This is a genomic window from Sporosalibacterium faouarense (assembly GCF_016765695.1).
In the GTDB taxonomy this organism is placed as follows: Bacteria; Bacillota; Clostridia; order Tissierellales; family VENL01; genus Sporosalibacterium; species Sporosalibacterium faouarense.
Genome location: NZ_JAETGO010000037.1, coordinates 83,626 through 98,289, shown reverse-complemented (window position 1 = coordinate 98,289; position 14,664 = coordinate 83,626). Strand labels below are relative to the sequence as shown.

The following is a 14,664-nucleotide window of genomic DNA, read 5'->3' as shown; positions in this document are numbered from 1 at the left end:
AAGCAAAGATATTAATTTGAGTATATATAAAAATTATTTTTTCTTCAAACTTCCATCAGAATTATACTTCATTTTAATTAGCTCTATGTATTCCTCAACTTTCCTTATATCTTCCTCAGATAATCCCTCAACATCAAGGGTATGATATGCTTTAGAAAATCCTTTTCTTTCATTGTTTTTTCCTAGAAGGTAGTCTACGGACACATTAAATATATTAGATATTTTTTTTAGAGTATTGGTATCTGGATCTCTTTTATCAATTTCGTACATACCAATAGCTCCCCTTGAGACACCTAGTAACTTAGATAATTCTTCTTGTGTCATGCTTTTTTCTTTTCTTAATTGGGAAATACGCTCACCAAATTCCATAGTTAACCTCCTAAATAATTCTAATTAATATGATATCATTAATTGTCACATATTGTAACAAATGAAACAAAAAGTTACAAATATCAAAAAAATACATTTATAATGTCAATAAAAATTGCTACAACAACAAAACAAGAAAGGTAATTAAGAATTACATACAAAAGATTTAATAATTAAAGGAAGGTTTTAAAAATTAATTGAGATTAGAAAAAGTTATAATTTGATGCATTAACAGATTTTTGAAATATTAAGTATATCTTGTGTTTTTTATACTATGACTCAAAATAGGACAAGAAACCCATTTTTTAGATTAGCTCTTAGGTTCTCGGAAGGACTTGATTAAGATATGGGTGAGATTTTCAAACAAAATGTAACTAACTGTTACATTACATATTATTTAAGACTGAATAATAATTAATCAACCAATAAAACAAATATCGACAGAAACCTCACTTAAGCGAGAATGACTGGAGAATCATGGGTTATAATAACATAAGTATATAAGCTAGAAAATCAAACATAGGTTCCTTGGATAAAAACTTTAGGATAATATATGTAAGCTTTTGGGAGCTAGACTAGAGAAGTATTCTATATTGGGTAGGATGTTAAATTATCTGAACAACTTTAAACTTGTTGAAGCAATGGTTGATAACATGGACATTGCTAAAGCAAATGATATGGATAAAAAGTGTGTGATGATAATATTAAATGATTAGCAAAGAATAAAGTTAATACAGAAATGTGGGGCTTGCCCCATAATTCTATAAATTACGGGGCGGATTCTGTTGTGCAAACTGATTAATTATAATAAGTAATACTAATAAGATAAGTAGACGTGCTACGAAATCAGCTGTTAATTGTTTTAGTGTATTATTGTTTAAAATAGTGATTTTGATACTAGAACTAATTGCTTCTAATAAATTGCTTAGAGAGGCAATAGCTACTGCAAGTAGTGCATGTGACAAGTTGATATTTGACATCAAAAATCATCCTTTCATAAAAAAGATGGAAAATCTAGATTGATGTATCACTTTCTTATACAAAGTCCTTGCAGTTAGCCCCACATGTTCATTATGCAATATTTGGAAATGCACAAGTAAATAACATTAAAAAAGGTTAAAGTATGAAAGTATCAAAATAGTTTTGTTTGAAATGGAGTATTGAAAATAAAATTATATCTCTTATTCCCATATTACAACATTATTATTATGTTCTTATAAAAGCAATTTATTCAAATAAACTACTAAACTAATTGGAGTTGAGAACAATACTATAAGTAAAATTTGTAATGTAAATTGTTTAGAAGTCCTTCTACTTTATGATTTTAATTTCACATATTCAATAAACATTAAACCAACACTCAAATTATCGATATATATAATGTAAGAAAAAAATAACATGAATTTAACACTCTACATAAATATGACAAACTCAATTAGAGATAAATGGAATAGATGGTACTAATATATCAGTGAATTCTTCCAATATAAGAACTGAATATGAAAGTATAAATAATAAGACTGGGAAATTTTCCTAGTCTTTTTGTATGCTTGAATTGTATAATGAAATTGAAAAAGTATTTTCTGTCATTAAATGTTATAAAAGCTAGAAATTCAACTATTTCCTCGGGAATAGATTTAGAACAATAAGAAAGCACTTTTTTTCATGTTCTTTAAAGTGGATAATTACTAGTTATACAACTAGTAAACATATAAACGAATTTATATTAAATGGGATAGGGAGAGAAATAAAATGTTATCAAAAGTTAAAACGTGTGTATTACAAGGGCTTGATGGTTATATTGTCGATGTTGAAACTGATATTTCAAATGGATTACCTTGTATGAATCTTGTAGGCTTGGCTGATATATCAATAAAGGAATCTAAGGAAAGGGTAAGAACTGCAATAAAAAACAGTGGATTTGATTTTCCATTAAGTAGAATAACTATTAATTTGGCACCAGCAAATTTGAAGAAGGAAGGGTCGCAGCTAGATCTTGCAATAGCTGTGGGAATATTATCGGCTAATGATAAGATTAAGGAGCAAAATTTTGATAAAACAGCCTTCATAGGAGAGCTATCTCTTGATGGAAATATTAATAGGATTGAAGGAGCTTTACCAATAGTCATCTCATTAAAAGAGCTAGAAATAGAAAGGGTCATTATTCCCTTCGAAAATAAAGATGAGTGTGGAATTATTGAAGGAGTGGAAGTCATACCTGTAAAGTCATTGGAAGAACTTATTTTATACCTAAATAATGATTTTGAGATTATACCATATCAAATTGATATCAATATAAATGAAGCTAGTATAAAAGAAAATTTAAAGGATTTTAGTGATATAAAAGGACAACATAGCTTAAAAAGAGCCATGGAAGTAGCAGCTGCGGGAGGACATAATATATTGATAATTGGTCCACCTGGCTCTGGAAAAACTATGGTGGCAAGAAGACTTCCTACTATATTACCTAGTCTAAGCTTTAATGAGTCCTTGGAAATAACTAAGATATATAGTATTGTTGGATTGTTAGAGGATAATTCATTGATAAAGAAAAGACCTTTTAGGTCGCCACATCACACTGTATCATCCGCTTCCCTTGTCGGTGGTGGAAGAAAACCTAAGCCTGGAGAAGTATCTTTATCCCACTATGGAGTGTTATTCTTAGATGAGCTTCCTGAATTCAAAAAGCAGGTTTTAGAAGTATTAAGACAACCTATGGAAGATGGGCATGTGACAATATCTAGAGTGAATGCTTCTTTATCATATCCATCGGATTTTATGCTGGTAGCTAGTATGAATCCTTGTCCGTGCGGCTACCTTGGAGACGCAACCCACGAATGTACTTGTAGCCAAGGAAGTATAGATAGATACTTAGGAAAAGTTAGTGGACCATTACTAGATAGAATGGATATACATATTGAAGTCACACCTGTTAAATATGAGGATCTTCAATCTAAAAATATCAAAGAAGAAACCTCAAAAGTGATAAAAGAGAGAGTAGAAAGTGCGAGAAAAAAACAGATTGATAGATACAAAGGAAAACATATTTATTCCAATTCAAAGCTTTCACCTAAATTAATAAAAAAATACTGTGATATTAATAAGGAAGGACAAGACTTATTAGAAAATGCTTTTAAAACTCTGAACTTTAGTGCTAGAGCATATAATAAAATACTTAAGGTTGCAAGAACTATAGCTGATTTAGATAATAAAGAATTTATTGAAAGTCATCATTTAGCAGAAGCAATACAATATAGAAGTTTGGACAGAAAATTTTGGAGATGATTTTATATAGTTTCTATATATAATTTATAATTCTAATTGAAAGTAGGGAATAATATGAATAATAGAGAAACACTAATCTGGCTTAATAGTTTAAAATGTGTAGGGTGTATTACAGCAAGTAAAATAGAAAAATATTTTGGAGAAATAAGATTTATTTGGACAGCATCTGCAAAAGAAATACAAAATATGTCTTTTATAAATGAAAAAATTAAAGGTTTAATAATAAAAAATAGGAATATAGAATATTATAATAGACATATAGAAAAACTTAAGAAATTAGATATAGAAGTTATAACAATATATGATAAGAAATACCCTGACAGTCTTAAAAATATCTATGCACCTCCAAAGGTTCTATACATAAAAGGTGAGTTTCTAAAAGAGAACGAAAAATCAATAGCTATAGTTGGGGCTAGAAAAGCTACAGCATATGGTAGGTGGGCATCAGAAAAATTTGCAACTGAGCTTACTCAAATTGGAATTTCTGTTATTAGTGGCATGGCGAAAGGGATTGATACTAAAGCCCATTGGGGAGCAATTAATAATAATGGTAGAACTCATGGGATTTTAGGTTGCGGAGTAGATGTTATTTATCCAAAAAGCAATAGAGAGCTATATAATAAGATTTACAACAATGGAAGTATAGTATCTGAATTTCCCCCTGGAACTCAACCCTTATCTCAGAATTTTCCCCAAAGAAATAGGATAATTAGTGGATTATCATTGGGTGTTATAGTTATAGAAGCAGGAGAAAAAAGTGGATCTTTAATAACTGCTCACCATGGATTGGATCAAGGGAAAGATGTTTTTGCATTACCAGGAAATATTAATAGTATATATAGTAGAGGAACTAATCTTTTAATAAAGGATGGAGCTAGAGTATTGATGGATATAAATGATATTTTAGACGAGATTGTAGAATTAAAGGAAATAAAGAATAATAATATAGAAAAGAATATAAAATATGAAGACTTAAGTGAAGAAGAATCAATTATTATAAAAAAAATAGTTGAGAAACCAGCTCATTGTGATATGATAGCTTATGAGTGTGGACTGAATATTTCGAAAGTTAATAGTATTCTAACAATTCTTGAAATGAAAGGATACATAAAGCAATTACCAGGTAAAATTTTTACTGTTTGTTAAAGGACAAACATGGACTAAAATGAATGTTTTTGATATAATAACAAACATTATGAGATTCGGAGGTGAAAAAATTGGCAAAATCTTTAGTTATAGTTGAGTCACCTGCAAAGGCAAAAACAATTGGAAAATTTTTAGGTAGAAATTATAAAGTAAAAGCTTCAGTTGGACACGTAAGAGATTTACCCAAGAGTAAATTAGGAATTGATGTGGATAATAATTTTAATCCTCAATATATTACAATTAGGGGTAAAGGTCCAGTATTAAGTGAGTTAAGAAAAGAAGCAAAAAAAGCAGATAAAATCTACTTAGCAACTGACCCGGATAGAGAAGGTGAAGCTATTTCATGGCATTTAGCTCACATTCTGAAATTAAATGAATCCGATAAAAATAGAATTGAATTTAATGAGATAACTAAAAGTGCAATAACTAAAGCTATAAAACAACCAAGAGAAATTAATAAAAATTTAGTAGACGCCCAACAAGCTAGAAGAGTACTTGATAGGCTAGTTGGTTATAAGATAAGTCCATTATTGTGGAGAAAAATAAGAAGAGGACTAAGTGCTGGTAGAGTTCAATCAGTAGCAACAAAGTTAATATGTGATAGAGAAGTGGAAATAGATGACTTTGATCCTGAAGAATACTGGTCATTAAGTGTAATGCTTAGAAAAAACAAATCAGAGTTTGAGGCTTCATATTTTGGTATTAGAGATGGAAATAAAGACAAAAAAGTCAAAATAAATAATAAAGAAGAAGTAGAAAAAATTATAGAAGAAATTAAAAAAGAAGACTTCATAATATCAGAAGTAAAAAGAGGTAATAAGAAAAGGAATCCATATCCACCTTTTACTACAAGTAGCTTACAGCAAGATGCTTCAAAACGAATTGGCTTTTCTACTAGAAAAACTATGAGAGTTGCTCAGCAGCTATATGAAGGTATAGACATTAAAGGTCAAGGAACCGTAGGTCTGATTACTTATATTAGAACTGATTCTATTAGAATTTCTAATGAAGCTATTAATAGCACAGATGCTTTTATCAATGAAAATTATGGTAAAGAATATGCAACTGGAGGCAGACAATTTAAAAAAGGGAAAAAAGGTGCACAAGATGCCCATGAAGCCATTAGACCTACTTCAATTGATAAAACACCTAGTGCCATAAAAGGTTCATTAACAAAGGATCAATATAAGTTATATAAGCTTATTTGGGAGCGTTTTGTAGCTAGTCAAATGAAGCCAGCCATTTATGACACTTTATCTGTAAAAATAAATTGTGGTATTAATATTTTCAAATCTAGTGGATCAAAGATTAAGTTTGATGGTTTTATGAAGGTATATGATATAAGTAGTAAGGATAAAGATATAAATATTCCTGACTTGGAAGAAAATGAAAAAGTGGAACTAAAAGAACCTAACCCTCAACAACATTTTACTCAACCACCTCCAAGATATACTGAAGCATCCTTGGTCAAAACCCTTGAGGAATTAGGAATAGGAAGACCAAGCACCTATGCCCCTACAATAGGGACTATATTAAGTAGAGGATATGTTGAGTTTGAGAATAAAAGTCTTATACCAACAGAGTTAGGAATTCTAGTTACTGATATATTAAAAGAACATTTTAAGGATATAGTTAACGAAGAATTCACTGCTGATATGGAAGAAAAATTAGATGATGTAGAAGAATCTAAAATTGATTGGAAGGAAATTATAAAGGACTTTTATAAAGACTTTAGTAAAGTGCTTGAGGCAGCAGAGAAGGAAATAGGCGAAATTGAGATAAAAGATGAAGAAACAGACGAGAAGTGTGAAAAATGTGGAAGAAATATGGTAATAAAACACGGTAGATACGGTAAATTTCTAGCCTGTCCAGGATATCCTGAGTGTAAAAATACAAAGCCTATTGTAAATGAAATAGGAGTAAAATGTCCTGAATGTGGCGGGGATATTATTGAAAGGAAGTCCAAAAAAGGCAGAAAGTTTTTTGGCTGTAATAATTATCCTAAATGTAAGTTTGTATCTTGGGATAAGCCAACGAATGAAAAGTGCCCAGAATGCAATAGTATTTTAACTGAAAAAGTTACAAAAAAAGGAATTACAAAAAAGTGTATTAATAAAGAATGTGGGTATAAGGTAAAGAAGAAAAAGGCAGAATAGGTTCAAATTTTATAACTTATTAAGATAGTGTTAAAAGTATTAAGTAAATTTTGTTGAAAAATCTCTACTATTGTGTTAATATTTCTTTTGTTTCTATAAAGTTGGGAGAGTGATTCAATGCTAAGAGGTACTACGATTATTGCAATTAAAAAAGGAGAAAAAGTTGCTATCGCCGGTGACGGACAAGTGACTATGGGTGACAAGACTGTGATGAAGCACACTGCAAAGAAAGTAAGGAAGCTCTATAATGGTAAAGTACTCATAGGATTTGCTGGGTCTGTTGCCGATGCCTTTACACTCTCAGAAAAACTTGAAGAAAAACTTGAGCAATATGGTGGCAATCTTAAGAGAGCTGCTGTAGAGCTCGCAAAAGACTGGAGAAAAGATAAAGTATTAAGAAAGCTCGAAGCTATGTTAATAGCATGTGATAAAGAGAATCTTTTTGTTATATCTGGCACAGGAGATGTTATTGAACCTGACGATGGAATAGCAGCAATAGGGTCTGGTGGTAACTACGCATTATCGGCAGGGAAAGCACTGTTAAAGCATTCAAGTCTAGATTTAGATGAGATTGCTAAGGAATCCCTTTTAATAGCTTCGTCGATTTGTGTATTTACTAACAGCCATATTACTGTTGAAGGTCTGTAAGGGAGTGATTGAAAATGAAAGAATTAACCCCAAAACAAATCGTAAAGGAATTAGATAGGTATATTATTGGGCAAGATAAAGCTAAGAAATCAGTTGCAATTGCCCTTAGAAATCGATACAGAAGAAGCCTTTTAAACGAAGAATTCCAAGAAGAGATTAAACCAAAGAATATCCTTATGATAGGACCAACAGGTGTTGGTAAAACTGAAATTGCCAGAAGATTAGCAAAACTAGCACATGCACCTTTTATAAAAATAGAAGCTACTAAATTTACTGAAGTTGGTTATGTCGGCAGAGATGTAGAGTCTATGATCAGAGACTTAGTAGAAACATCTATTAGAATGATAAAGAGTAAAAGAGTTGAAGAGGTTTATGACAAAGGAAAAAAAGTTGCTTTAGACAGAATAGTTGATATTATGATACCTATGCCAGGTGATAAAAAAAGCTTTTCTAATCCACTTGAAGCCATATTAGGAGTGAATTATAGTAAAGATGAAGAAAATACTGAAAATTCTAACGATGAAGAAGATTTGGAATATAAAAGAGAAGAATTAAAAGAAAAGCTAAAAAAATCTGAACTAGATGATGAAATAATAGAAATTGAAGTAGAAGAGAATAAAAATTCTTCAGTAGGAATGTTGGGACTTGGTATGGATGAACTAAATATTAACTTGAATGATATGTTTGGAGGTTTAGTTCCTAAATCAACTAAAAAGCGCAAGGTAACAATTAAAGAAGCAAAGAAAATACTTGCCTCGGAAGAAGCGCAGAAGCTTATAGATATGGATGAGGTTGTGAGTGAAGGTATTTCAAGAGCAGAAGATCATGGAATCATCTTTATTGATGAAATTGATAAGATTGCTGGAAGAGGGTATGGCTCTGGACCAGATGTATCTAGGGAAGGAGTACAAAGGGATATATTGCCTATAATTGAAGGTAGCACAGTAATGACAAAACATGGACCTGTGAAAACCGACCATATTCTTTTTATTGCAGCAGGTGCATTCCATGTTGCTAAAGTTACAGATTTAATACCTGAGATACAAGGACGTTTTCCAATTAGAGTTGAATTGGAAAAATTAACTGAAGAAAACTTTAAAGAAATCTTGATTAAACCTAAAAATGCTTTAACTAAGCAATATCAGCTTTTATTAGAAACAGAAGGTGTGGAAGTTATATTTAATGATGAAGGTATTAGAGAATTAGCTAAATATGCATTTCTTATAAATGAAGAAACAGAAAACATTGGTGCAAGAAGACTTCACACTATATTAGAAGAGCTCTTAGAAGATTTATCATTTGAAGCTCCAGAAGTAGGTAATAAAAAAATAGTTATTGATAATAATTATGTCAAAGAAAAATTGAGTTCAAAAATTAAGGAAATGAATATGGAAAAATACATTTTATAATAAGATTGAGGAGGATGACTATGTCCCAAACTTTATTACAAAGGACTAGAAGGTTAAATAAATTACTACAAAAATCAGCTTCAAAGGCATTGTCTTTTACTGAACTGAGCAAGATATTAAGCGATATTTTGGAAGCTAACGTATATATTGCTAGTAGAAGGGGAAGAGTTTTAGGTTTCGCTTTATCTGAGGGCTTTGATTGTGGTATAATAGAAAATGAAGTAATTCAAGAAAGAAGATTCCCACCAAAATACAACGATACTATAATGGAGATAACAGAAACTAGAGAAAATCTGAAAGAAACGGCTAATTGTGTTTTTGATGAAGTATCAAAATGTGATTATCCAAATAAGATTTCTACTGTTATACCCATTAATAGTGGGAGTGCTAGGCTTGGAACTCTGGTAATTGCAAGATTCGGCAGAGAGTTTACAGAAGAAGACTTAGTTCTAGCTGAATACAGTGCAACAGTCGTAGGTATGGAAATCTTAAGATCTAAAAATGAAGAAATAGAAGAAGAAGCTAGAAAAAAAGCTGTTGTTCAGATGGCCATAGGGACATTATCTTATTCTGAACTTGAAGCAGTAGAACATATTTTTAATGAGCTAGAAGGAGATGAAGGATTGCTTGTTGCAAGTAAAATTGCTGATAGGGCTGGGATAACAAGATCTGTAATTGTAAATGCTCTAAGGAAATTTGAAAGTGCGGGTTTAATCGAATCAAGGTCTCTAGGAATGAAAGGAACGCATATCAAGATATTGAATAGTAGGCTTATGGAAGAACTGAAGAAATATACAAGTTAATAAGTAATTTAGATGATATGGCTTTTTAATTAAAGAACATATCATCTTTTATATTTATAAAGAAATTAGAAAAATCAAGCTATTTTTCCTTGTTAAAGAAGAAAACATAAAATTTGGATAAACAATCTTTTTACTAAAAATAACAAAATATAGCATAGGACTAACGTACCAAAATCGAAAAATGACAAATTTTATCTTTATTTATTTATAAAAGTATGAAAAAATTGAATAAGAGAAAAAAACATAGAAAATATTTCTTGCTTTGCAAACAAGGAAAAATTTTGGAAAAAATTGAAGGAAAACGTAAAAAAAAATCGAATGTATAAAAGTAAAGCATTTACAGGGTGGTGATTTAATGATTAAGAATGTATATAGTAACGTTGACTTTCTAAAAAAGGCATTAGATGGAACTTGGGTTCGTAATGAAGCAATATCAAATAATATTGCAAACGTGAATACTCCAGGATACAAAAAAAATATAGTTGAATTTGAAAATATACTTAAAGATGAAATTAAGAGTAATGGAATGGGGTTAAAAGCTACTAATGAAAAACATATTAAGAGTAATGGCTCATCAGAAGAATTTAATCCAATAGTTAAGGAACAAAAAAACACCTCTACAAGGTTAGATGATAACAATGTTAATATCGATGTAGAAATGGCAAACTTAGCTAAAAACGCTATTATGTATGATGCACTTATTAGACAAGTATCAAACGAGTTTATAAAAATAAGAAATGTTATTGAAGAAGGGAGTAAATAATAATGGGAATTTTCAATTCTATTAATATGAGTGCAACTGGACTAACAGCAGAAAGAACCAGGATGGATATTATCTCCAAGAACATTGCAAATGCTAATACGACTAGGACAAGCAGTGGCACACCTTATAGAAGACAAATGGTTGTATTTGAAGAAAGCAAAAATAAATCTTTTGCAGAGCATTTATCAAACTTTACAAAGTCTAGAAGTTTAATGGAAAAGAACGGGGTAAAGATTAGTGAAATTGTGGAGGACAAATCTCCATTTAAGAAAGTTTATGACCCAGGACATCCTGATGCTGATAAAGCTGGTTATGTAAATATGCCTAATGTAGACATAGTAAAGGAAATGGTTGATATGATTACTGCTACACGTTCTTATGAAGCAAATATTACTTCAATCGACTCTTCAAAATCAATGGCAATGAAAGCAATCAATATTGGAAAGTAGGAGGTAAGACATGGGTCCAAATGGTATTACTAAAATTGGAAATTTAAATTTAAATAATAAAATATTAAATAAACAGCAAAGCAAAGATTCTTCATTTGAAGGTTATTTAAAAAATGCTTTAGATAAAGTAAATGGATTACAGGTTGAGGCCGACCAATATAAACAATTACTGGCCACTGGACAAGTAGATAATATTCATCAAGTAACAATTGCTGCAGAAAAAGCAGACATTGCCTTACAATTTACGATGACAGTAAGGGGTAAGATCTTAGATGCATATAATGAAATAATGAGAATGCAGATATAATGCAGCATAATAAGTGGCAGGAAATGAGGTGATTAGGTGGGGGAAACCTTAGAACAAATGAAAAACCAACTGAATGAATTTTGGTCTGGTCTTGATAAAGGAAAAAAAATTAAATTAGGAGTAAGTGCGGCTCTTATAATTTTAAGTATCACAGCAATTATTCTATTTACTACGAGGACTAAGTATGAAGAGCTTTTTAGTAGATCTTTAACTGCTAAAGAATCGGCCCTAATAGTTGAGAAATTAGATGAAATGGGTATTGATTGGGAAGAAGGAGAAGGATTTAATTCCATTTTGGTACCTAGTGATATGAAAAGTAGAGTAAGGATGGAATTAGCAAAAGAAGGATTTGCTTCCGACGGTTTGACAATGGAGGAAGCATTTAATGATACAAGTTGGACTATGACACAATCTGATAAAGATAGATTGTATAACCAGGCATTATCCACCAATCTAGCTAATTCGATATCACAAATCGACGGTGTGGCAAGTGCTAAAGTATATTTATACAAACCAAAAGAAAAAGGTTTTGTTCTTGATAACGATGAAAAGGCAACCGCATCAGTTATTATTCAAAAAGGAATTGGTGCTTCATTAACACCAAACAAAATATTGTCTATACAAACTACAGTCGCAAATGCAGTAGGGATGCAACCAGAAGATGTATCTGTCGTAGATGACTCAGGTAACCTTTTAAGTCAAGCCGATGACAACTCAAATAGTTTTAATTTATCTGAACAATATGCAACACAACAAAGCTATCAGTCTTGGGTTGAAAATAGTATAGATGAATTTTTAGAGACTGTATTTGGTACAGGTAATGTTGCAGTAGTATCGAATGTAAAAATAAACTTTGATAGTGAGATAACCAATATAGTTGAATTTAAGCCCCCTGTTGAAGGTAGTGATGAAGGTTTAATTAGGAGCTTACAGCAGATGGAAGAAAGCACTGTTAATGGGGTTGACGGTGGTGTAGCAGGAACGGAGTCTAACACTGAAGACACTACTGATTATGTTCAACAAGATGATAATCTGTCGAAATATGAAAGTGCAAGTAAAACTATTAACTATGAACTAAATGAAATTAATAAGCAAATTAGTGGTGCTCCAGGTAAGATAGAGTCTATTACCGTGGCTGTTTTAATCAATCAGGACTCTTTGGTTGACGGAGAGTTAACTGACGATAAGAAGGAAGAGATAGTTAAACTAATATATGCAGCTACAGGATTAGATACTAAGAGTGTTGAAGTTCATGCTTCTAAGTTTAATGATGATAATTCACTTATTCAAACTCCAAATGGAACAGAAGGTGGTTCTAATATGCCATCGGCTATTACAATTGCAATTTTAGGAGTAGCCTTATTAGGAGCAGGATTATTGGCAGGATTCTTTATAAATAGGAGAAGAAAGTCAAAAGAAAAAGTAGATCTTGAAAAAATTATAGATGAAAGAACAGATGAGATGTCAAGTTTACAAGATATTAAGTTTGATGAAGAAAAATCTCAATTTAAATCTCAAATTAATAAATTTGTTGATAATAAGCCTGATGCAGTAGCACAGCTATTGAGAAGCTGGTTAAACGAAGATTAGAGGTGAAATTATGCCAAAACAAAAAGGACTTAGTGGAAAAGAAAAAGCAGCTATATTACTCATAACTTTAGGACCACAGAAATCTGCTGATATTTTCCAACATTTAAGTGAAGATGAAATTGAAGAACTTACTTTAGAAATTGCAAATATGAGAATGGTTTCGCCTGAGGAAAAAGAAGTTGTTTTAGAAGACTTTTATCAGCTTTGTTTAGCTCAAGAATATATTTCAGAGGGTGGGATCAACTATGCTAAAGATGTTCTAGAAAGAGCTTTAGGATCCCAAAAAGCTGTCAATATAATTAATAAACTTACGTCTTCATTGCAGGTTAGGCCATTTGAATTTATTAGAAAAGCAGATCCTAGCCAATTAATAACATATATTCAAAATGAACATCCACAAACAATCGCCTTGATTCTAGCTTATCTAAGCCCTAATCAATCTGCTCAAATTTTATCTAGCTTGTCTCAAGAAAAACAATCTGAGGTAGCTAGAAGGATTGCTGTAATGGACAGAACTTCACCAGAGGTTATTAAGGAGATTGAGAGAGTATTAGAGAATAAATTCTCTAACATGGTAACTCAAGACTATGCTGCGGTAGGTGGAATTGAGACAATTGTAAACATATTAAATTCCGTAGATAGAGGTACTGAAAAACTTATTATGGAAGAGCTTGAAGTCCAAGATGCAGAACTTAGTGAAGAAATTAGAAAGAGAATGTTTGTATTTGATGATATTGTTTCCCTTGACAGTAGATCTATACAGAGATTTGCTAGAGAGATTGAAAACGATCAATGGGCAGTTGCTCTTAAAGGAGCTAGTGAAGAGGTTAAAGAAGTCATATTTGCCAATATGTCTAAACGTCTAGTAGAAATGATAAGAGAAGATATGGAATTTATGGGTCCTGTAAGACTCAAGGATATAGAAGAAGCTCAGCAAAATATCGTAAATGTAATTAGAAGACTAGAGGAAGAAGGCGAAATAGTTACACCTAGAGGAGGAGATGAAGTCATTGTCTAGTATTATAAAATCTTCCTATGTTATAAAGACGAAACCTCAAAAAACAGTTGAGACAAAGGTGAACAATATTGATGCAGAAAGAAATATTTTGGAAGAAAAGCTAGCTGAAGCGAATAAAAGATACGAAGAAATAATAGCGGAAGCCCAAGAAAAAGCTAAAGAAATAATTGACAGTGCTAAATCTGAAAGTGAAAGTCATATTGAGGAAGCTTATTCAAAAGCATCAAATATAGTGGATGAAGCAAGAAAAGAAGGTTATGAAAAAGGATACAATGAAGGAAAGACAGAGTCTGACGAATTAATTAAAGAGGCTAACCAAATTAAAAGGGAGTACTTTACACAAAGAGAAAATCTCCTTAATGATTTAGAGGATAACATAATAGAATTGGTAATTAATGTATGTGATAAAATTTTAGGTGATTTAGTAGAAGACAATAAAGAAGCAATTTTATCAATTATATCTAAAGGAATAGGTAGCTTAAATACAAGAGAAAAAATGACAATTAGAGTATCTGAAGAAGACTATGATTTTGTTGAAATGTCAAAGGATCGAATCTTAGCCATGGCAAATCTAGTAGAGGATATAGAAATTAAAGTTGATAGTAGTCTTGAGGCTGGAGGATGTGTTATTGAGACATCTAAAGGCAGTGTGGATTCAAGTCTGAGAACTCAATTTGAAGAAATAAAAGATTTATTACAAAATTTACTAAATGGCGAGTGA

At 31.3% G+C, this 14,664-nt stretch carries 14 protein-coding genes; 13 read left to right on the top strand and 1 reads right to left on the bottom strand.

The window, feature by feature from the left end; genetic code table 11:
• Window positions 1-33 precede the first annotated feature (33 nt).
• Window positions 34-369 (bottom strand): helix-turn-helix domain-containing protein, encoded by a 336-nt coding sequence (locus tag JMO20_RS06900; RefSeq protein ID WP_202708803.1) that lies wholly within the window; start codon window positions 367-369, stop codon window positions 34-36.
• 873 nt (window positions 370-1,242) lie between these two features.
• On the opposite strand from JMO20_RS06900, the gene JMO20_RS06890 reads away from it, so the two are divergent.
• The 13 genes from JMO20_RS06890 to JMO20_RS06830 all read left to right on the top strand — a co-directional run bounded on the left by JMO20_RS06890 (window position 1,243) and on the right by JMO20_RS06830 (window position 14,664).
• A complete protein-coding gene (locus JMO20_RS06890) occupies window positions 1,243-1,392 on the top strand; it encodes a hypothetical protein (RefSeq protein ID WP_202708801.1) in 150 nt (49 codons plus the stop codon).
• Between the two features lie 729 nt (window positions 1,393-2,121).
• On the top strand, window positions 2,122-3,654 hold the full coding sequence (locus JMO20_RS06885; RefSeq protein ID WP_202708800.1) for a YifB family Mg chelatase-like AAA ATPase: 1,533 nt from the start codon (window positions 2,122-2,124) through the stop codon (window positions 3,652-3,654).
• A gap of 54 nt (window positions 3,655-3,708) precedes the next feature.
• Window positions 3,709-4,800 (top strand): DNA-processing protein DprA, encoded by a 1,092-nt coding sequence (dprA, locus tag JMO20_RS06880; RefSeq protein ID WP_202708799.1) that lies wholly within the window; start codon window positions 3,709-3,711, stop codon window positions 4,798-4,800.
• Window positions 4,801-4,871: 71 nt separating this feature from the next.
• On the top strand, window positions 4,872-6,956 hold the full coding sequence (topA, locus tag JMO20_RS06875; RefSeq protein ID WP_202708798.1) for a type I DNA topoisomerase: 2,085 nt from the start codon (window positions 4,872-4,874) through the stop codon (window positions 6,954-6,956).
• Between the two features lie 117 nt (window positions 6,957-7,073).
• Complete coding sequence (hslV, locus tag JMO20_RS06870) at window positions 7,074-7,604, top strand: ATP-dependent protease subunit HslV (RefSeq protein WP_202708797.1); 531 nt, start codon at window positions 7,074-7,076, stop codon at window positions 7,602-7,604.
• 14 nt (window positions 7,605-7,618) lie between these two features.
• Entirely contained in the window at window positions 7,619-9,013 is a 1,395-nt protein-coding gene (hslU, locus tag JMO20_RS06865) for an ATP-dependent protease ATPase subunit HslU (RefSeq protein WP_202708796.1), read from the top strand.
• Between the two features lie 20 nt (window positions 9,014-9,033).
• Window positions 9,034-9,816: a GTP-sensing pleiotropic transcriptional regulator CodY gene (gene codY, locus JMO20_RS06860; protein WP_202708795.1), complete on the top strand. Its 783-nt coding sequence runs from the start codon at window positions 9,034-9,036 to the stop codon at window positions 9,814-9,816.
• A 355-nt stretch (window positions 9,817-10,171) separates the two neighbouring features.
• Window positions 10,172-10,579 carry a flagellar basal body rod protein FlgB gene (flgB, locus tag JMO20_RS06855; protein WP_202708794.1) on the top strand — a complete coding sequence of 136 codons (408 nt, stop codon included), beginning with the start codon at window positions 10,172-10,174 and terminating at the stop codon, window positions 10,577-10,579.
• A 2-nt stretch (window positions 10,580-10,581) separates the two neighbouring features.
• On the top strand, window positions 10,582-11,028 hold the full coding sequence (gene flgC, locus JMO20_RS06850) for a flagellar basal body rod protein FlgC (protein ID WP_202708793.1): 447 nt from the start codon (window positions 10,582-10,584) through the stop codon (window positions 11,026-11,028).
• A 10-nt stretch (window positions 11,029-11,038) separates the two neighbouring features.
• Window positions 11,039-11,335: a flagellar hook-basal body complex protein FliE gene (gene fliE, locus JMO20_RS06845; protein ID WP_202708792.1), complete on the top strand. Its 297-nt coding sequence runs from the start codon at window positions 11,039-11,041 to the stop codon at window positions 11,333-11,335.
• A gap of 57 nt (window positions 11,336-11,392) precedes the next feature.
• On the top strand, window positions 11,393-12,925 hold the full coding sequence (gene fliF, locus JMO20_RS06840) for a flagellar basal-body MS-ring/collar protein FliF (protein WP_202708791.1): 1,533 nt from the start codon (window positions 11,393-11,395) through the stop codon (window positions 12,923-12,925).
• Between the two features lie 10 nt (window positions 12,926-12,935).
• Entirely contained in the window at window positions 12,936-13,943 is a 1,008-nt protein-coding gene (gene fliG / locus JMO20_RS06835; RefSeq protein WP_202708790.1) for a flagellar motor switch protein FliG, read from the top strand.
• Window positions 13,936-14,664, top strand: coding sequence for a FliH/SctL family protein (locus JMO20_RS06830; protein WP_202708789.1), 729 nt, complete (start codon window positions 13,936-13,938; stop codon window positions 14,662-14,664). Before fliG ends, JMO20_RS06830 begins: the two co-directional genes overlap by 8 nt.